Raw genomic sequence first — 18,399 nt, 5'->3', positions numbered from 1 at the left:
GTTCGACCGAGGTTCGGTGCTCGTACCCGGCGTAAAGCCCCTACAGCGGCTGACAACCCCCGTTGTCCTCGAACAGCCCGCGCGTGCGGCGCAGTAGTGCCCGCCGTACGTCGTCCGGGGACAGCACTCGCAGCGGGGTGCCCAGGCTGAGGAGGTATTTGGCGAGTCCGTCGGCGTCGGGGCCGCCGATCTCGATGACGGTGGCGTCGGGGCCGTCCGGGTGGTGGGTGCCGACCGTCGGCGGGACCAGCCGCAGCGCGCGGTCCATGGGCAGCGGGAGGCGGACCGTCACGTACAGCGGGTACGCGCCGCTCGCGATGCCTTGCGAGACAAGAAGTGCTGGATCGGGAGGATCGAGGAGTTCCACTGCGACCCCGGTTGTCCGTATCTGCGTCACCCGGTCGGCGCGGAACGTTCGCCACTCGCCCCGTGCCACGTCCCGGGCGACGAAGTACCAGCGGCGCCCGGTGTGCACGAGGCGGTACGGGTCGACGTCCCTGACGGTGTCCTTCCCTTCCCGGTCGCGGTACGACAGGCGGACGCGCTCCTCCTGGCGGCACGCGGTGGCCAGTTCCAGCAGCATGCCGGGCGCGATCTGCCGCTCGTCGGGCCTGGGTGTGTGGACGAACGCGGCGTCCATCGCGCCCAGCCGGTCCGCGATCCGCGGCGGGAGGGCCTGGCGCAGTTTCAGCAGCGCCGACAGAGCGGCCTGATCGCTGCCGAGGACGCCGCTGAACGCGGCTTCGCGCAGTGCGACGGCCACGGCCAGTGCCTCCTCGTCGTCGAGGATCAGCGGCGGTACCCGGGTTCCGCCGCTGAGGCGGTAGCCGCCCCAGGGGCCGGGCTCGGACTCGACGCCGTAGCCGAGTTCGCGCAGCCTGGCGATGTCCCGGCGGACGGTGCGCTCGGTGACCTCCATCCGGTCGGCCAGCTCGCCGCAGGTCCACGACGGGCGCGCGGACAGGAGCGAGACCAGTCGCAGCAGGCGGGCGGAGGTGCTGATCACATCCCGAAGTGTCCCTCATGACCAGGACCGAATCTGTCCTGGTCTCGTCGTAGCGTCCTCCGCATGAGCACCGGAACCATTTCCTCGCCCGCGATCCGCTACTCGGCCGTCGCGTTCGCCTGCCCGGACCCGCCCGAACCGGCCCGCTTCCACGGCGACGCCCTTGGCCTCCTCGCCCCGCCGCACCGCACGGGCCTCAACGTCCTGGGAGGGGTGGGCGTCCCGACCGACGGTCTTACCCTGACGAACGAGCCACCGAGCACAGTGAATGAGCCCCGGCGCAAGCCAGTCCCTGTGCTCGAACCCGCCTGAGGACCAACACCGAGAGGTGGCCGACGACTTGGAAATCATCCTGTTCGACTCCGCTGAGGCATTCGAGCGCTGGCTGGACGATCATCACTCCTCCTCGCCCGGCATCTGGCTGAAGCTCAGGAAGAAGGCTCCGGGTGTCGTGGCTCTGGACTACGCACAGGCCCTCGACGTTGCACTTTGCTACGGCTGGATCGACGGGCAGAAGGGCAGGTTCGACGACTCCTACTGGCTGCAGCGGTTCACGCCGCGCAAACCGCAGAGCAAGTGGTCGAAGACAAACTGCGACAAAGCCGACACCCTACTCGAAAATGGACGTATGCGGCCCGCCGGTCTTGCCGAAGTCGAGCGTGCCAAGGCGGACGGTCGCTGGGACGCCGCGTATGACGGGTGGAAGAGCGCCTCAGTGCCGGACGATCTGACCGAGGCCCTCGCCGCGAACCCCGCCGCGGCGGAGTTCTTCGCGACACTGGACGGGCAGAACCGCTACTCGATCCTCTACCGCATCCAGGACGCCAAGAAGCCCGAGACCCGGGTGCGGCGGATCGAGAAGTACGTAGCAATGCTGGCCGAGCAGAAGAAGCTCTACCCCTGAGGCCAGCCGCCCGCGCGCCTGTGGCCCCGAGCGCGCTGTGTCCGACTCAACGCGTATCCGTGCGGTGCGGCAACCGGGCGACCGGTCCCGGACCGGCCCCGTGGGGGCACGCATCCGTCCTTCGGGTGAATCTTGTCCGTCCCCGATGCGCCGCGCTGCGGTGCGAGGCCCTGGCCGAGGGGCGCCGGCCCCTCCGGTCACGGACGCCGTCGAGCCATCGGCCAGGGCCTTGTCGCGCCACCGAAAAGGCGTGGAGCAGGCCGTCAGGGCAGGATCGAGTCGACGTAGCCGCCGTCGGCCCGCAACGCGCCGCCGGTGGTCGCGGAGGCCTGCGGAGAGCTGAGGTAGACCACCATGTTCGCGATCTCCTCGGGCTCGATGAGGCGCTGGACGAGCGACTGAGGACGGTGCTTGATCATGAACTCGTGCTGGGCCTCCTCCCACGGCAGGTCGCGTGACACCAGCTGGTACACGAAGTCCTCGACACCCGCGGTGTGCGTGGGACCGGCGATGACCGAATTGACGGTGACACCCGTCCCGGCGGCGTCCTTCGCGAAGCCGCGTGTGAGCGCGAGCAGCGCCGTCTTCGTCATCCCGTAGTGGATCATCTCCGCGGGGATCACGATGGCGGAGTCGCTCGCGATGGACTGGATCCGCCCCCAGCCGCGCTCCTTCATGCCGGGCAGATAGGAGCGGATGAGCCGGGCGGCGGAGAGCACGTTCACCTCGAAGTAGCGCCGCCACTCGGCGTCCTCGATCTCCAGAGGCGGGGTGGCGCCGAAGATGCCCAGATTGTTGACCAGGATGTCCACCGCGGGCAGCACGTCCAGGACTCCTCTTGTCCCGTCTTCGCTCGCCAGGTCGCCCGGGGCAGCGACGAGCCCGTCGCTGCCGGTCTCCCCGCGCAGCCGCTCCACCGCTTCGGCGACCGACTCGCTGCGCCTGCCGTTGACGGCCACCAGGGCTCCGGCCCGGGCGAGGCCGGCGGCGATGGCGTAGCCGATGCCCTGCGTGGAACCGGTGACGAGCGCGGTGCGGCCCGAAAGATCGATGTGCACGGTGTGATGTCCTCCTCGGGGACGGGCGGTGGCGGCTGCCGATCCGACGGACCCCGCACGACGTGACGCGACCTTGTCGTCGCGTCCCGGGAGTCCGCAGGGATCATCCTGGGCGACGGCGCCGGGCTCTCGGACGATGCGTGCGCCGGGGCGTGTCGCGCCGCGGAGGGCGATCGCGGTCACCAGGCTCTGCGGTCTGCGGTCTGCGGTCTGCGGTCTGCGGTCTGCGGTCTGCGGTCTGCGGTCTGCGGCCCGCGGCCGGAGTGGCCCGCGCCACGCGCGGCCCGGGCGGGCCGGCTTCGAGGTGTCCGGCACGATCGGGGCTCGTCCATCACGATTGGGCTGCGGAGGGATCACAGGCTGGTGCCCGGCAGTGGTCTGTCGGCGTGGTCCGTCGTTGGCCCGGTGTGAGCGCTGTGAGGGACGATGGGGCAGGGGCGGTCTTCGCCGAACTGACGGGTGCCTACTGGCTGGACGACGCGGGCGACGACTGTCGCTGGTGCCGCGAACTGCTCCGGTTGCAGGGCGTGAAGCGGCGACCACCGGCGGACGAGGGCCGTGATGCCGCCGACTGGCTGACGCGATTGCGTATGGCGGTGCTGCCGGTCGCCGTGCTGACCGTCGCGGCGGCGCTGCTGGTGGGCACGCTCACCTGACGCCCTCCCCGCCTCCCGCGCCCCTCTGACGTACGGGCCATCCCCGGGCGTCGCGTGACGCCGGTTGGTCGAACGTGTGATGTTCGAGCGCGCGTCGGTTGGACACTATGAGACGCGTAGGCCGCGCTGGGAGCGGCGGGGCGGGACGACCCGGCACACCGGGTGCGCGCCTCCGACCGAAGTGATGGGGGGCAGGGCAATGGGGGGTCAGGAGAGCGTGGGCACGGCCGGGCAGGGGGGCGAGCACAGACCACCGGGCGATCTCGGTGTCCTTCTCGACGCGCTCGGCTCGGGTGCCTACGTGGTCGACGAGCAGGGGCGCTTCGTGGCCGTCAACGCGCGCGCCGAGGAACTGCTGAGGCGCCCCGCCGCGGACCTGGTCGGCCGCGACGCGCACGACCTGCTGCACCGCACCAGCAAGGGTGAGGAACTGCCCCGGACCCGGTGCGGCATGCGCCAGGCGTTCCTGGCCGGCCGGACGGCCCAGGCGGACCTGGACTGGTTCGAGCGCGGGGACGGCTCCCTGCTGCCGGTGTCGTGGCTCATCACGCGCTACGACCTCGGCGGACCGGCACCGGCCACGCTGGTGCTCTTCCACCCTCCGGCGGAGCCCGGTGCGCCGGAGGCGGTGCCCCCCGAGCCGGCGCTCGAGCCCCTCACGGATCTGGACCGGCTGTCCCTGCTGGCCAGGGCCACTACCCGACTGACCTCCACGCTGGACGTCGACGAGGGGTTGCGGCGGCTGGTGGCCCTGGTGGTGCCACGGCTGGCCGACTGGGCGGTCGTCGATCTGGTCAGCGACCGGAGCGCGGTGTGGCGCACGGCAGTGGCTCACACGGTGGACGGAGCCCTCGTGTACCGGCGCGACCTGGAGGGCGCCATGCCGCCGGTTTCCGAAAACTCCTCCATGCCCCTGTCGCGGGCGCTGCGGGGCGTCGGGTCCGCCCTGGTGGGCCCGCAGACCTATCACGGCCCGCCCGACTCCGGCATCGCCGTCCAACAGCGCCGGCTGTTCGAGGCGACCGGCATGCACTCGGCGGTCATCGCTCCGATACGGGGCCTGCGCGAGGTGCTGGGCGCCCTGACGCTGGGCCGTTCCCACCGCCCCGAACCGTTCACCGTGGCCGATCTGCCGTTGCTGGAGGACATCACACGCAGGGCTGGCCTGGCCCTGGACAACGCGCGCCTGTACGAGCAGCAGCGCAAGGTCGCCGAGACCATGCAGCGACATCTGCTGCCCCAACTGCCGCGGGTACCGCAGCTGGAGATGGCCGCCAGATACCTGCCCTCCTCCGACGCGGCACAGGTCGGCGGGGACTGGTACGACGCCTTCGCGCTGACGGACGGGGTGCTGGCACTGGCCATCGGGGACGTCGTGGGGCACGACCTGGAGGCCGCGGCGGGCATGGCGCAGCTGCGCAACATGCTGCGTGCCTACGCGTGGTCCCAGCAGGAACCGCCGAGCCGGGTCGTCGAGCGGCTCGACCGGGCGGCCGTCCATGTCGCCGAGGTCCCGGTCGCCACCCTGCTCTTCGGCCGGATGACGGCGGACGACGGCGACGGCGACGGCGGCTGGCGGCTGACCTGGACCAACGCGGGGCACCCGCCCCCGCTGCTGGTCACGCCCGACGGGGTTGCGCGCTATCTCACCGACGGGCACGGCATCCTGCTGGGCACCGCGACCGACCGGCCGCGCACCGACGCCACGGAGTCGCTCCCGCCCGGGTCGACGCTCGTGCTGTACACCGACGGTCTGATCGAGTCCCCGGGCCGATCGCTCGACGAGGGCCTGGACCGGTTGCGCCGGCACGCGGCCGACCTGGTCCACCGCGGCCTTGAGTCCTTCACGGACCAGCTGCTGGAGCGGGCCCGGCCGGCCGGCAACGAGGACGACGTCGCACTGCTCGCCCTGCGGACACCTTCGCGCCGCTGACCCACCGCACCGTGCCTGTGGTGCGGAACGCGGTCGTGGACCACGGTGTCGCCACCGGACGAGGGCACGTACGGGCAGGGAGTCCGTCCCGCACGGGCCCGGAGTCCATGCATGTTCCATCCACGTGCCTGCGCCGGAGGAGTATCACGTGTCTCACGGGGTAAACGCGCGCGTATGAACGGGGTATCGAAGACCATCAGCAGGGAACCTGTCCCGCCCGAGGAGGGCTCCCGGATGCCGGATGCACCTGCCGAGGTGACCGTGGCTCTCGACGGCGCGGACGGCTGCATCGCCCTGGCGCGCCACCAGGTGTCCGAGTTCCTGACGCGGGCGCAGTCCGAGTACGGGCTGCCGGTGTCGGCCCGCGCCCTCGACTTCGCGCAGTTGGTGGTCAGCGAACTGGTCACCAACTCGCTGAAGTACGCGCCCGGACCTGTGCTGGTGCAGCTGCGCATCATCGGAAGCGCGGTGGAGATCTCGGTGTGGGACACCGACCCGGTGCTGCCGGTGGCGCGCGCGGCGGACGCCGGGCGGGTCGGGCAGCACGGCCTGGAGATCGTGATGGCGGTGGTGCAGGGGTTCGAGGCGCGGAGGGAGCCGGTCGGCAAGTGCATCACCGCCCGTATCGCGCTGTTCGACGGGCTGCTGATCGAGGGCCTCGACGGCTGAGCGTCACGACGTGCCGCACCGACCCGCGCGTACTGACCGGCCCCGGTACCGAAGTCCGCTCGCCGGCCGCCGTCGCGGGGAACCCGGGCGGCGGAATTCGGCTGGCTGTCGCCGGCACACTGGAACCGCCGCGGGATCACCGTCGGCCGCCCGGCGTACCCGCGCGCGGGCGCCTTGCTCCACGCGGTACTCGGAGCAGGGACGCACGTGGCCGCCCTGCCGTGCCAGGGCAGCGGGGAGTATGCGTGCTCGTCGCCGCTCGGCCGTGACGGTACCGGGAGCAAGCGCGCGCGGTCGCCTGGCCGTGCCGCGGCACCGGGAGCGTCGTAGCGTCTGAGGGAGGCACCCATCAGGTACGACGGCGCAGAGGGGAGCGGGCCGATGTCAGGCGCTGTCGACACCCCTGTGCGGTTCGGGGCCGGCGCATACGTGGCGCGGAACGGACGGCCGCGGGGCGCCGGTCTCTTCGACGGCGCCGGAACCTCACGTCGAGCCGGTGCGTCCGACCTTCCGCGCCCGTGGTCGGGCTCGGTCGCCGGGACGGCCGCGGCGCCGTGACCGACAAGCCCGATGCGCCGTACACGGTCTCCGTGGAGTTCTACGACCTGCTGCAGGCCGAGAGGGACCGCCGCCAGGCGAAACGACGCTTCACGCAGGCCGCCCGCCGGGCCGACCGCGGGATCCTGGACATCGGGGCCGGTACGGGCATCGTCACCGAAGTCCTGCTCGCCGAGTCCGCGGCCCCCGTCCACGTGGTCGAACCGGCGCCCGCGATGCGGGCGGCGCTCCTGACCAGGCTGGCGCACGTCGGGGACGACCGGCGGGCTCGCGTCACCGTGCACCCCGAACCCGTGCAGGAAGCGGGTTTGGACGGCGTGGTGGACCTGGCGGTCGCGTCCAACGTCGTCGCCTGCCTCGATCCCGTCACCCGACGCAGCGCCTGGAAGGCCGTCGTCTCGGCGCTCGTCCCGGGCGGCCTGCTGCTCTTCGACCCTCCTCCCGCCGCCATGCCCGCCGGAGCCCGGACGGTCGGGCGGCTCGGCCCGGCACGCGTCGGCCCCGACACCTACAGTGCCGAGCTCACGAGCACGCCGTGCCACGAGACCTTGCGCATCACGTTCACCTACCGCGTGGAGAGGGACGGCCGCCTCCTGCGCGAGGAGCGCGAGGCGTTCGACACCTGGCCCGCCCCACCGTCGGTGATCGTCGCCGAACTCCGGGAAGCCGGACTGGATGTCGTGCGGGCCCCGTCCGCGGACCTCATGGCCGCGCGCCGGCCCGGCCCCTGAGCGTTCCCCGCTCGCACGGACCGAGGCAATCCGGCCGTGATCCAACGGGCGGAGCCCCCGCACAGGGCGTTTAATGGTTGACCTGAAGGGGACCCGACGGTCTCGCGACAGTGGAAGTGGAAGGAAGATGTTTGCTGTGGCCGTCTACGGCACGGAGCGAAGTGTCCGCCGAGCCGAAACGGGCTGGTCGAAGGCCCGTCGGCTGAACGGAAAGCGCATACGTACCTGTGAGCCCGCCGTAGTGAAGCGCCAAGCCCCCGGCGGTACGCATTCGGGTACGGAATCGAACATCGTGCGGGGTGAGGACTGACCGGTCGGCCTGCCGATCGCGGGCGTGGACCGTCAGCGGAACGGGGAAGAGGCTGGGGGACCGTACAGCGGCTCAGGTGTGAGGTGTCGCCCTTTTCGGGGCTATGGCACCGCCCATGACCAGCTCGCTCACGACGGCTCCGCCCTGGTGAAGTCCACCTGTTCGGCCGTGAGGATGTCTGCGCCCATGTTGAGCCGCATCATCTCCAGCGCGGCCTCGGCGAGTCGAGGGTGAATGGAGGCGACGGCGTCCTCGGGCACGGTGACCCGAAGATGCCGGATGTGCGCGTCCAGCGCCGAGTAGAGGACGCACTGCTCGGTGACCTGACCGCACAGCACCACACGGCCGACGTGCAATTGACTGAGCAGGTAGGACATGGGCGTCTCGTAGAAGATGGAATGCCGGGCCTTCACCACGAAGAGCGAGTCCTGGTCGGGCCGGACGGGCTCGACCAGGTCGGCGTGCGGACAGGCCAGCGCGGCGTCGACGAGTTCGCCGTGGTGGGAGCGCCACAGCCCGAAGTTGTCGTTCGCGTAGATCACGGGGACGGACGCGGCACGGGCGCGGCCGATGAGCTCCACGAGGACGGGCACGACGTCACCGGCGGACGGTATGAGCAGTTCGGCATCGTCGTGGTCGTATGTGTTGATCATGTCGATGACGACGAGAGCACACCCGTCCCCGTGTGATGGCTGGGACCCGGTTGCCGGGTCGGAAGTCTCGTCAGCCATGGGGATCGCTTCTCCAGCGCGTGGACAGGACGGGAGCGGTGTTCCCGGTGCGACGGCCTCGTCCCGACACCGTGAGGCCGAACGGTCGCTCCGACCGAGTCCCCGCCCTCCCTCACGAGAAACTGCGCATACGGGACTATTTGTTCTCCTGTCCAGGTGAGGCCGTCGTCGGAAGGCTGCTGCCGCTCCCGCCGTGCCCCGGGGAGGCCGGCGCTCGACCCGCGGACGCCGCAGGAGCGGGTGGCCTCCCCAGGTCCGTGGGCCGTCCGGCTACGGCCCGTCCGTCCGCTCCTGGCGGATGACCGTCGTCAGGTGCGTGACCAGGGGGTTCCGGTCGGCGCTCCGCCAGGCGACGGCGACACGTGTACGGGCGACGCCCGGTTGCGTCCTGCGGAAGGCGACCCCCTTGAGACGGATGCGTCGGATGCTCGCCGGGGCCAGGGAGACGCCGAGGCCCGCTTCCACCAGGGCGCACACGGTCTGCCACTCCACTGCGTGCTGGGCGATCCTGGGCGAGAAGCCCGCCTCGGTGCAGAGTCCGGTGATCCGGTCGTAGAGCCGCGGGCCGACCGTACGGGGGAGGAGCACGAAGGGTTGGTCCGCCAACTGCGCCAGATCCACGGTCCGTTGGGCGGCCAGCGGATGAGCGGACGGCAGTACGGCCACGAAGGGCTCGCTGAGTACGGTCCGGAAGCTGAGCTCCGTCTCGTCGGCCGGGGGTTCGCGCAGCAGGCCGATGTCGAGAACCTTGTCGTGCAGGGCGGTGATCTGCGGCGCGGTGGTCATCTCGTGGATGTCCAGGTGTACGTCGGGGAACCGCTGCCGGAACGTGCGCAGCAGACCCGGCAGCACGGTCAGGGCCAGCGACGCCGCGAACCCGATCCGCAGGCGGCCGGCCCGGCCGCTGCCGACGGCCCGCGCCGCGGCCAGTCCGTCGGAGAGTTCGGTGAGGGCTCCTCGTGCGGCGGGCAGCAGTTCCCGGCCTGCCGGTGTGAGGGCGACGCGTCCGGGGGTACGGCTGAACAGCGCGTGCCCGACCTTGTCCTCCAGCCGGCGGATCTGCTGACTCAGCGGCGGCTGGGCGATTCCGAGGCGGGCGGCCGCGTGGCCGAAGTGGAGTTCCTCCGCGAGCACGACGAACGCGTGCAGCTGTGGCAGGGGGATTTCGGGGCGGTCCATACGCCTAGTGGTATCAGTTCCATCCTCCTGCCGTATTGGACGTATCGGTGCGGGTTACTTAGCGTTCGGGGCATGACAGAGCGACACACGATCCTCAGTGGCTCGACGTTCGAGGAACAGATCGGCTATGCCCGCGCCGTGGTCGACGGCGACTGGGTTCACGTGTCCGGGACCACCGGGTTCGACTACGCCACCATGACGATCTCCGACGACGTGGTGGAACAGGCCGAGCAGTGCCTGCGGAACATCGAAGCCGCACTGGCCGGGGCGACATGCACCTTCGCCGACGTGGTGAGGGTGCGTTACCTGCTGCCCGACCGCAAGGACTTCGAGCCCTGCTGGCCGGTACTGCGACGCCGCTTCGGTGCGGTCAGGCCGGCCGCGACGATGCTCGTGTGCGGCCTCGCCGACCCCCGTATGAAGATCGAGATCGAGGCGTACGCCCGACGGACTCCCGCACAGCAGCCGCACGGTCCGTTGCGAGGAGCCGGGCTCGCGCCCGACGCCGGGGGAACGGGGTCACCGGACCTTCACACATACCGGTAGCTGACCGGTGAAGAAGGGGGCACCCGATGGATCTGACGTCGGTCGGGAGGTGCTGTGTGGTGATAGCCGTAGCGCTTCTGGTGCTTCCGGCACTGGGACTTCTGCTGTACGGGATGGACCGCGTCGAGGAGCTCATGCTCGGCGATCCGCCGACGCCGCGGCACGCCAGGCGCCGTCACCTGCGTGTGGTCCCTGACGCGGACGATTCCGCATCGGTCCACGGTCGGACCCGGCACGGCGAACGACACCGTGGAGCCGCCTGACCCTGCTGAACTGCCTTTCCCCTTCCGTGCCTTGTGAGCGGCGGGGCGGAACAGGCAGGGAGCGGGGGTGGTTCGGCGCTCACCTGCGGCGCACTGGAGAGGCGGACCTCAGGACTCCTCCTCCTCTTCGTCCTCGTACTCGGTCTCGTCCTCCGGGTATTCGTCCTCGCCCAGTTCGTCCTCGTCCGCGCCCTCTTCCTCCTCCCCCTCTTCCTCGGGCTCCTCGTCGTACTCGCCTTCCGCTTCCTCGTGATCCTCCTGCTCCTCCTCGGGCTGCTCCTCGTCGTACTCCGCTTCCTCCTCCTCGACTGCCTCCTCGTGGCTGCGCACCACCTCGCCGTCGCGGATCTCGCCGCGCCAGCCGTCCGGCTCCTCGTCGGAGAGGGTGACGTAGCGCTGGAAGTGCTTGGCGTCCAGCCTCAGTCGACGGCCCTGGGCGCGCCAGATGTTGCCCGTCTTCTCGAAGAAGCCGGAGGGGTAGTATTCGACGACGATCACGATGTGGGTGAGCGTGGGCGTCACTTCGTGGAAGGTGACGCAGCCACGCGTGCTGCCTTTGGCGCCCTCGGAGGTCCACATGATCCGCTCGTCCGGGATCTGTTCCTGGACGGTGGCCTTCCAGGACCTGGTGGAGGGCCCGACCTTGACCTTCCAGTCGCTGTTCGTCTCGTCCCCCTTGGACGCGCTTCGCACGCCCTTGGTGAAGGAGCTGAACTTCTCGAACTGGGTCCAGTGGTCGTAGGCGACGCGTATCGGGACGCCGACGTCCAAGTGCTCGATGATGTTGGTGACTTTGCTGGTGCCGGACTTGCGGCCCTTGCCCCCGCCGAACAGACCGGAGACCTTCTCGGTCACGGAATCCTTGATGCTCTTCGCCTTCTCGCCGATCAGGGCCTTGATTGGCGAATCGCCCTGGAGGACCCGCATGCCGACCTTGGGAAGGATGCCACCGCTGTCGGCCACGTCCATCAACTGGCCGGTGAGGTCGTCTACTTTGTCGCCCGCCACATCCGCGAGATGCTCCACCTGGGCGCCTAGGTAGTCCTTGAACTCGTCGCGCAACCGGTCGAGGCCGGAAGGCCCGTCCCGCTCGGTGTCCTGCGCCGTCCTGGCCATGGCCTACCTCCGCCGTGTTGGAGCCTTCTTGGCGGTCTTCTTGGCTGCCGTCTTCCTGGGGGCGGTCTTCTTCGCCGCGGTCTTCTTGGCTGCCGTCTTCCTGGGGGCGGTCTTCTTCGCCGCGCTCTTCTTGGCTGCCGTCTTCTTGGCCGCGGTCTTCTTGGCCGGCTGCGCCTTCCTGGCGGGCTGCGTCTTCTTGGCCGCCGGCCGCTTCGTGGCGGTCTTGCGGGCCGGCGCCTTGCGTGGCGCGGACCGCTTGGCGGTGCGGCGACGCGTGGGCCTCTCGGACTCCCCCTTCTCCTCTGCCGGTTCGGAACGCCGGGTGGGGCGCTTGCGTTTCGGCGCGGCCTTCTTGGCCGTTCGCGGTTCCTCTTCGGGCTCTTCCTCCTCCTCTTCTTCTTCCTCCTCCGGTTCCTCTTCTTCTTCCTCCTCCGGTTCCTCTTCTTCTTCCTCCTCCGGTTCCTCTTCTTCTTCCTCCTCCGGGACCTCCTCCTCTTCCTCCGCTCGGCCGTTGTCGGTCCCGATGCGCGCGGTCCGTTCGTGCAGGGCGCCCGCCAGGTCCGTGAGCTTGCGGTCGGCCGCTGCGGCGAGTGCCTGGCGTCCCGCGTCCTTGAGTTCGCCGCGCATCTGCTCGTTCAGGTCGGCGACTTGCGGCAGTTCCTGGAGCTTGCGCAGGCCTTCCGTGAGCAGTTGTTGCGGTTCGAGTCCGAAACGACGGCCGGCGATGAAGGTGGCCATCGCGAAGGCGAGTCGCCCCTTCTTGGCTCGGCCGAGGACGTAGCCGCCTGCGACGGCGGCAGCGAGAGCGATCTTCGTCGAATCGTTCATCGGTCATTCCCTCCGGAGAGCCGCCGCGTGGGCGCACGCCGACGGACGGTCTCAAGCGCCCCATCGCAGCTCACCTTTTTGGGGCTATATACTCAAATAGTACGTTTTGTGTGCCGAGAAGTGCCGCCCCAGTGACGGAGTACCGAAGATGGCCGCGTCGGAGAAGGACGGCACCGGGAGCGGGCGACGTCCCTCCCGCGGTGGCGCTACGCGTCGCACGAGCGGGGGTGGAGCCCAGAAGCGGGGCAAGCGCACGGCGGCGTGGGCGATGCGATCCGCGGCGGGCCAATTGGCAGAACTGCTGGGGCGCGTTCCCGAATCGGTGTCGGCGATCAAACGGACCGAGGACGGGTGGGAGGCGGATGTCGAGGTACTCGAACTGGAGCGGGTCCCCCAGACCACCAGCGTGATCGGCACGTACCACGTGACACTCGATGACGAGGGAGACCTGGTGGCCTACGAGCGGACCCGCCGTTACACGCGCGGGCAGATCGACCGGCGCGGCTGATACGCACGAGGGGGAGGCGAAGGGAGGCGCCATGACCGTGGTGCCGCAAGGCGGAAGCAGTGTCTCGCGGGGAAGCAGCGGGACCCTGTACGACGTCCTGGAACTGATTCTCGACCGCGGCCTGGTCATCGACGTCTTCGTACGCGTGTCCCTGGTCGGCATCGAGATACTCAAGATCGATGCGCGCATCGTCGTCGCCAGCGTCGACACCTATCTGCGCTTCGCCGAGGCCTGCAACCGCCTGGACCTGGAATCCGGCAACAAACAGCCCTCACAGCTCACCGACCTGGTCGGTGAGGTCACCGAGGGTGGGGCGAGAGGCAAGTCCAAGGGTGCCCTGACAGGTGCCGTCGATGCCGTCAGGGAGTCCCTGACCGGCCGCGACGACGAAGGTGACGAGGACGAGGAGTACGAGGAGGACGGCGAAGGCGAGGAGGAGGAAGCCGAGTACGAGGAGGAGCCGCGGCAGAAGCGGCGCCGGCCGGCCCGGCGGACCGCGCGGCGGGAGAGGGAGTGAGCATGGGCGTCTACGTCTACTCCATCACCTCGAAGGACCATCCCCTGCCTCTCGACGGCGTATCCGGCGTCGGCGATCCGCCTTGCCCGCTGCGCACGGTGACGGTCGGAGACCTGTGCGCGGTCGTGAGCGACGCGCCCGAGGATCTGCGTGCCCGGCGGCGCGACGTCATGGCGCACCAGGGGGTCCAGGAGCGGTTGATGGCCGACGGGGCGATCCTGCCCCTGCGATTCGGCTTCACGGCCGACGACGAGCAGGCGGTGCGGGAAGTCCTGGAGGAACGGGCGGGGGAGTACCGGGAACGGCTCAGCCGCCTGGACGGCGGAAGCGAGTACCACCTGAGGGCATCCTGGGACGAAGACGCTCTGCTGCGCCGGATCCTCGCGGAGTCGGAGGAGGCCCGGACCCTGAACCGGCAGATCCGTGACGGCACCGGCACCCCCGCCATGTCCATCGCGCTCGGTGAACTGATCGCGCAGGACGTCCAGACGCAGCAGGAGGCGCTCGCGGCGGGCATCGTCGAGGCGTTGCGCCCGTACGCACGCGAGGAAAGCGTGTCACCCCCGGGGGGCCAGGACTTCCTGAACGTCTCCTTCCTGGTGGCCGACGACAAGGAGGAGATGTTCCTGGCCACGGAGATGAGCCTGGCCAACCAACTGGGCGAGGAGTGCGAGTTCCGGCTGCACGGACCGCTGCCGCCCTACAGCTTCGTCTGATCCGAGAGGTGCTGCTCATGGGCCTGCTGAGTCAGATTCTCACCCTGCCGCTGGCGCCCGTGCGGGGCGTGGGCTGGGTCGTCGACCGCGTCGTGGAGGCGGCCGAGCAGGAGTACTACGACCCGGAGCCCGTGCAGCGTGCACTCGCCGACCTGGAGAAGGACCTGCTCGAAGGCCGCATCGACCAGAAGACCTTCGAGGAGCGGGAGGACGAACTCCTCGACCGGCTGGACGAGATCGCGGCCTACCGGCGGGGCGAGACAGCCCCCTGAACGGGAAACGAGGTGACCGCATGTCGGAGACCCCTGCCGGCCGACTGAGCTCGTACCCGTCCCGGGCAGGGGCGCCGTACGGCTACGGCCAGGGCTCTTCCGCGAACCTGGCCGACATCCTCGAACGCGTCCTCGACAAGGGGATCGTCATCGCGGGCGACATACGGATCAATCTGCTCGACATCGAGCTGCTCACCATCAAGCTCCGGCTGATCGTCGCCTCCGTCGACAAAGCCCGGGAAATGGGCATCGACTGGTGGGAGCACGATCCGTCCCTGTCCTCCCGTGCGAACGGCGAAAGGTCGCTGGCGGAGGAGAACCGGCGACTGCGAGCGGAGATCGAGGCGCTCAAGGAGAAGCGGGAGCTGCCTCGCGAGGAGGACACGGCGACCGCCCCCAAGCGTCGTGGTTCCAAGCCGTCCACCGCCCGGCGCGGGAGGGCGGACGATGGCTGAGCAGGTCACCTACGCCTACGCGGTGCTGCGCGACGCCGCCGGGCTCGCTTCGGCCCTGACGGAGGTGGAGGGCGTGGCGCGGGCCCCGGTCCGCCTCGTGAGCGCGGGCACCGCAGCGATGGAGCTCGCGGCCGCGGTGAGCCCGGTGCCCGCCCCCGAATTCCAGGAGAGCGCCCTCAGACGCCACCTGGAGGACCTCGACTGGCTGGAAGCGGTCGCGCGCGCCCACCACACCGTCATCGAGGTGCTGGCCGCGCACACCACCGTGCTGCCCCTCCGCCTCGCCACGGTGTACCTCGACGACGAACGTGTACGGGCGATGCTGCGGCAGGACGCGGCGACGTTCTCCCAGGCCCTGGACCGGTTGTCGGGGCATCTGGAGTGGGGCGTCAAGATCTACGTCGAGACGCCGTCCGCCACCGCGGTACCCGACGCCGCGGGCGCGCCCGACGCGGCCGAGGGCCTCAGCCCGGGGCGGGCCTACCTGCGCGCCCGCCGTGCCCAGCGGCACTCGATGGACGAGCGCTACGAAGCCGCCCGGCAGGCCGCCGAGCTCGTCGAGGCGATCGGCCGCACCGTGGCCGCCGGTCACGCCCGGCACCGCGTACAGCAGGGCGAACTCGCCGCGAGCGCCGGGGAGAACGTCGTCAACGACGCCTATCTCGTCGCGCGTGAGACGGCGGAGGACTTCCGGAAGCAGATCCTCGACGTCGGGGAGGGACTGTCCGGCATACGCATCGAAGTCACCGGGCCCTGGGCCCCGTACTCCTTCGCCGCCCCTGAGCGCGAGGAGAACCCCGCACCGGATCGGGCGCCGTGAACCCGGTCGAGCGGGCTCCTTCGGACGAGCCCCTGGCGCAGCGCCAGGTGGCCCTCATCGACCTGCTGGACCGCCTGCTGAGCGGTGGCGTGGTGCTCACCGGTGATGTGGTGCTGTCCATCGCCGACATCGACCTCGTCCGCATCTCGCTGCGCGCGCTGATCGTCTCCGTGAGCGCCCAGAACCCGTCACCGTGGGACGCGGCCGCACGCCCCGGGGCCGGCCCGTGACGGGCACGGACGACGGCCGTCCGCCCGATCGTCTCGGGGAGATCACCGACGCGGCCGAGCGGGCCTTCCGCCTGCTGCCCGCGGTGCCGGACGACATCGCACGGACCCGTCGGCAGGGGCCTCCTCGTCCGGCCCGCCGGATCAGCGCAGATCCCGACACCGTCGAGCGTGATCTGGTCAGGCTCGTCCTCACGCTCGTCGAGCTGCTGCGGCAGCTCATGGAGCGGCAGGCACTGCACCGGGTCGACCGCGGTGACCTCACCGAGGAGGAGGAGGAACGGCTGGGGGCCACCCTCATGATCCTCCACGACCGCATGAACGAGCTGTGCGCCAGTTACGGCTTGACCATGGACGACCTCAATCTGGACCTCGGCCCCCTCGGTACGCTCCTGCCGCCGGGCCCCTCCGACTGACCCCCGGCAGGGCGGGACCGCCGTGACGGCGTCGGTCGCGGACGTCGTGCCCGCGCCGTTGACCGGAGCGGTGCGGCAGATGGCCCCGATTCCACGGACACGTCGCATGGCGCCGCACAGCGGATTAGACGGCGTGCCCGCACATGTGTGACCGAGGCCGGTCGACGTCATGAAAGTGCCTTGGCGCAAGGCGGTCCGCGCGGCGAAGGACCCGATTCATCCGTTGCCGCGGGCTGTTCGGATTGGCCCGGAAGAGACATTCATCCGATCGGGCAGTCCACCAATCCGCTTGCGGCGCCGGACCGGATTCCCCACGTGAGGGACGACGAGAAGAAGACACGCAGCCGACACCGGCGGACAAGGACGGCGCTGGGCGCACTGAGTGGCGCACTGGCCGGCTTCGCCTCGCTCGGTGTCGCCGAATCGGTCTCGGCCGCGGTGCGTCCTCAGGCGTCCCCCGTCGTCGCCGTCGGCGGTGCGGCCATCGACCGTACGCCCGCTCCCGTCAAGGACTGGGCCATCCGCCATTTCGGCACCGGCGACAAAGTCGTCCTCCAGACCGGCATTCTCGCAATCCTGGCGCTGGTCGCCCTGGCACTGGGTGTTCTCGCCGTGCATCGTCGGCGCACCGGCGCCGCCGGAGTACTGATCCTGGGCGGGGTGGGTGCGCTCGCGGCGACCGGTCGTCCGGACTCGACCGGTTTCGGCGACGCCCTTCCGTCACTCGCCGGCGCGGCCGCGGGCGCCCTGCTCCTGTACCTGCTCGCCGGCCGTCTCGGGCGGGCGGACCGGCCCACCGACGACGTGGGCCGTGGCGGCGCCGCCGGCTCACCGGCCGGAGACCAGCCCTCGGACGAGGTCTGGGACCGCCGCGGCTTCGTCGTCGCCGCGACCGCTGCCGCCGCCGCGTCCACCGGCGCGGGTGTCCTCGGACGCACCCTGAACGGACGGCGTGGCCGCGATGCCGTGGCGTCCCGGCAGCGGGTGGTCCTCCCCGCCCCCGGGTCCCCGGCCTCGGCGGTGCCCAGGGGTGCCCAGGTACGCGTGGCGGGCGTGAGTCCCTTCGTGACGCCGAACCGGGACTTCTACCGCGTGGACACCGCGCTGGTGGTGCCGAAGGTGGACGCGGGGGCCTGGCGGCTGCGCATCCACGGCCGAGGCGTACGACGGCCCGTGACGCTCTCCTTCGACGACCTGCTGCGCCGCGAACTGGTCGAGCGGAACATCACGTTGACCTGTGTGTCCAACGAGGTCGGCGGACCGTACGTGGGCAACGCCCGCTGGACCGGGGTGCGTCTGGCCGGCCTGCTGGCTGAGTGCGGGGTGCGGGCGCCGTCCGACGGCGGCCCCGCGGACCAGTTGGTGGCCCGTTCCGTGGACGGCATGACGATCGGCAGCCCTGTCGAGGACGTGATGGACGGCCGGGACGCCCTGCTCGCTCTCGGCATGAACGGAGAGCCGCTGCCCTTCGAACACGGTTTCCCCGTCCGGATGGTGGTGCCCGGCCTGTACGGCTACGTGTCGGCCTGCAAGTGGATCGAGGACATCGAGCTCACCACGTTCGACGCGTACGACCCGTACTGGGTCCGGCGCGACTGGGCGCGGCAGGCGCCGGTCAAGACGCAGTCGCGCATCGACACGCCGAAGCCGTTCGCCCGGCCCGAGGCGGGCACGGTGATGGTCGCCGGGGTCGCCTGGGCACAGCACAGCGGCATCGACAAGGTCGAGGTCCGTGTCGACGACGGGCCTTGGCGGACCGCCACGCTCGCGGCCGAGGACTCCCGCGACACCTGGCGGCAGTGGTCGTTCGCCTGGACGGCCACCAAGGGCGGCCACACCCTCACGGTGCGTGCCACCGACCGCACCGGTGCGGTGCAGACCGACAAGCGCACCCGCACCGCCCCCGACGGGGCCAGTGGATGGCACTCCACGGCGGTGACCGTCGAATGACCCACCCATGACCTTCTTCCGCACGGTTCC

Annotated in this window: 22 protein-coding genes; 16 read left to right on the top strand and 6 right to left on the bottom strand. The window is 70.6% G+C overall.

The genetic code is table 11. The features are described from left to right. Positions 1 to 40: 40 nt before the first annotated feature. Positions 41 to 1,006, bottom strand: a complete 966-nt coding sequence (locus H305_RS0116475) for a helix-turn-helix transcriptional regulator (RefSeq protein ID WP_028801341.1) — start codon at positions 1,004 to 1,006, stop codon at positions 41 to 43. Between the two features lie 63 nt (positions 1,007 to 1,069). Between H305_RS0116475 and H305_RS54025 the strand changes: the two genes are divergently transcribed. Next, on the top strand, positions 1,070 to 1,318 hold the full coding sequence (locus H305_RS54025; RefSeq protein WP_028801340.1) for a hypothetical protein: 249 nt from the start codon (positions 1,070 to 1,072) through the stop codon (positions 1,316 to 1,318). Beyond that, positions 1,275 to 1,910, top strand: a complete 636-nt coding sequence (locus H305_RS0116465) for a YdeI/OmpD-associated family protein (RefSeq protein WP_078629084.1) — start codon at positions 1,275 to 1,277, stop codon at positions 1,908 to 1,910. Before H305_RS54025 ends, H305_RS0116465 begins: the two co-directional genes overlap by 44 nt. Positions 1,911 to 2,173: 263 nt before the next feature. Here the strand turns inward: H305_RS0116465 and H305_RS0116460 are convergent, their stop codons facing one another. Next, entirely contained in the window at positions 2,174 to 2,968 is a 795-nt protein-coding gene (locus H305_RS0116460) for an SDR family NAD(P)-dependent oxidoreductase (protein ID WP_028801338.1), read from the bottom strand. Between the two features lie 416 nt (positions 2,969 to 3,384). Between H305_RS0116460 and H305_RS0116455 the strand changes: the two genes are divergently transcribed. The 4 genes from H305_RS0116455 (at position 3,385) to H305_RS46170 (ending at position 7,515) form a co-directional block, all read left to right on the top strand. Continuing rightward, a complete protein-coding gene (locus tag H305_RS0116455; protein WP_028801337.1) occupies positions 3,385 to 3,624 on the top strand; it encodes a hypothetical protein in 240 nt (79 codons plus the stop codon). Positions 3,625 to 3,823: 199 nt separating this feature from the next. Beyond that, complete coding sequence (locus tag H305_RS0116450; protein WP_028801336.1) at positions 3,824 to 5,557, top strand: SpoIIE family protein phosphatase; 1,734 nt, start codon at positions 3,824 to 3,826, stop codon at positions 5,555 to 5,557. Positions 5,558 to 5,791: 234 nt separating this feature from the next. Further along, positions 5,792 to 6,226 carry an ATP-binding protein gene (locus H305_RS0116445; RefSeq protein ID WP_051370644.1) on the top strand — a complete coding sequence of 145 codons (435 nt, stop codon included), beginning with the start codon at positions 5,792 to 5,794 and terminating at the stop codon, positions 6,224 to 6,226. Between the two features lie 554 nt (positions 6,227 to 6,780). Beyond that, positions 6,781 to 7,515 carry a class I SAM-dependent methyltransferase gene (locus H305_RS46170; protein ID WP_063611342.1) on the top strand — a complete coding sequence of 245 codons (735 nt, stop codon included), beginning with the start codon at positions 6,781 to 6,783 and terminating at the stop codon, positions 7,513 to 7,515. Positions 7,516 to 7,953: 438 nt separating this feature from the next. Here the strand turns inward: H305_RS46170 and H305_RS0116435 are convergent, their stop codons facing one another. Beyond that, positions 7,954 to 8,556 carry a cysteine hydrolase family protein gene (locus tag H305_RS0116435; protein WP_051370640.1) on the bottom strand — a complete coding sequence of 201 codons (603 nt, stop codon included), beginning with the start codon at positions 8,554 to 8,556 and terminating at the stop codon, positions 7,954 to 7,956. Between the two features lie 270 nt (positions 8,557 to 8,826). Continuing rightward, positions 8,827 to 9,735, bottom strand: a complete 909-nt coding sequence (locus H305_RS0116430) for a LysR family transcriptional regulator (RefSeq protein ID WP_028801333.1) — start codon at positions 9,733 to 9,735, stop codon at positions 8,827 to 8,829. Positions 9,736 to 9,807: 72 nt separating this feature from the next. Between H305_RS0116430 and H305_RS46165 the strand changes: the two genes are divergently transcribed. After that, positions 9,808 to 10,281, top strand: a complete 474-nt coding sequence (locus tag H305_RS46165) for a RidA family protein (protein ID WP_234020890.1) — start codon at positions 9,808 to 9,810, stop codon at positions 10,279 to 10,281. A gap of 371 nt (positions 10,282 to 10,652) precedes the next feature. Here the strand turns inward: H305_RS46165 and H305_RS46155 are convergent, their stop codons facing one another. Beyond that, entirely contained in the window at positions 10,653 to 11,660 is a 1,008-nt protein-coding gene (locus H305_RS46155) for an SRPBCC family protein (RefSeq protein ID WP_037764174.1), read from the bottom strand. Between the two features lie 3 nt (positions 11,661 to 11,663). Then, complete coding sequence (locus H305_RS54020) at positions 11,664 to 12,488, bottom strand: hypothetical protein (RefSeq protein WP_028801332.1); 825 nt, start codon at positions 12,486 to 12,488, stop codon at positions 11,664 to 11,666. 148 nt (positions 12,489 to 12,636) lie between these two features. Between H305_RS54020 and H305_RS0116405 the strand changes: the two genes are divergently transcribed. The 9 genes from H305_RS0116405 (at position 12,637) to H305_RS0116365 (ending at position 18,369) form a co-directional block, all read left to right on the top strand. Beyond that, positions 12,637 to 12,996 carry a gas vesicle protein gene (locus H305_RS0116405; protein WP_028801331.1) on the top strand — a complete coding sequence of 120 codons (360 nt, stop codon included), beginning with the start codon at positions 12,637 to 12,639 and terminating at the stop codon, positions 12,994 to 12,996. 31 nt (positions 12,997 to 13,027) lie between these two features. Beyond that, positions 13,028 to 13,513, top strand: a complete 486-nt coding sequence (locus tag H305_RS0116400) for a gas vesicle structural protein GvpA (protein ID WP_028801330.1) — start codon at positions 13,028 to 13,030, stop codon at positions 13,511 to 13,513. Between the two features lie 2 nt (positions 13,514 to 13,515). Then, positions 13,516 to 14,229, top strand: coding sequence for a GvpL/GvpF family gas vesicle protein (locus H305_RS0116395; RefSeq protein WP_028801329.1), 714 nt, complete (start codon positions 13,516 to 13,518; stop codon positions 14,227 to 14,229). Between the two features lie 17 nt (positions 14,230 to 14,246). After that, positions 14,247 to 14,501 carry a gas vesicle protein GvpG gene (locus H305_RS0116390; RefSeq protein WP_028801328.1) on the top strand — a complete coding sequence of 85 codons (255 nt, stop codon included), beginning with the start codon at positions 14,247 to 14,249 and terminating at the stop codon, positions 14,499 to 14,501. Between the two features lie 20 nt (positions 14,502 to 14,521). Further along, on the top strand, positions 14,522 to 14,956 hold the full coding sequence (locus H305_RS0116385) for a gas vesicle protein (protein WP_028801327.1): 435 nt from the start codon (positions 14,522 to 14,524) through the stop codon (positions 14,954 to 14,956). Further along, positions 14,949 to 15,776 (top strand): GvpL/GvpF family gas vesicle protein, encoded by an 828-nt coding sequence (locus H305_RS0116380; protein ID WP_028801326.1) that lies wholly within the window; start codon positions 14,949 to 14,951, stop codon positions 15,774 to 15,776. The genes H305_RS0116385 and H305_RS0116380 overlap by 8 nt, the downstream gene beginning before the upstream one ends. After that, positions 15,773 to 16,006, top strand: a complete 234-nt coding sequence (locus H305_RS0116375) for a gas vesicle protein (RefSeq protein ID WP_028801325.1) — start codon at positions 15,773 to 15,775, stop codon at positions 16,004 to 16,006. Before H305_RS0116380 ends, H305_RS0116375 begins: the two co-directional genes overlap by 4 nt. Next, positions 16,003 to 16,419 carry a gas vesicle protein K gene (locus H305_RS0116370; protein WP_028801324.1) on the top strand — a complete coding sequence of 139 codons (417 nt, stop codon included), beginning with the start codon at positions 16,003 to 16,005 and terminating at the stop codon, positions 16,417 to 16,419. Before H305_RS0116375 ends, H305_RS0116370 begins: the two co-directional genes overlap by 4 nt. A 315-nt stretch (positions 16,420 to 16,734) precedes the next feature. Next, positions 16,735 to 18,369, top strand: coding sequence for a molybdopterin-dependent oxidoreductase (locus H305_RS0116365; protein WP_028801323.1), 1,635 nt, complete (start codon positions 16,735 to 16,737; stop codon positions 18,367 to 18,369). The last annotated feature ends 30 nt before the right edge of the window (positions 18,370 to 18,399 follow it).

Origin of the sequence: Streptomyces sp. 142MFCol3.1 (assembly GCF_000424945.1) — a bacterium.
In the GTDB taxonomy this organism is placed as follows: domain Bacteria; phylum Actinomycetota; class Actinomycetes; order Streptomycetales; family Streptomycetaceae; genus Streptomyces; species Streptomyces siamensis.
This window is presented reverse-complemented; position numbering and strand designations above follow the sequence as displayed.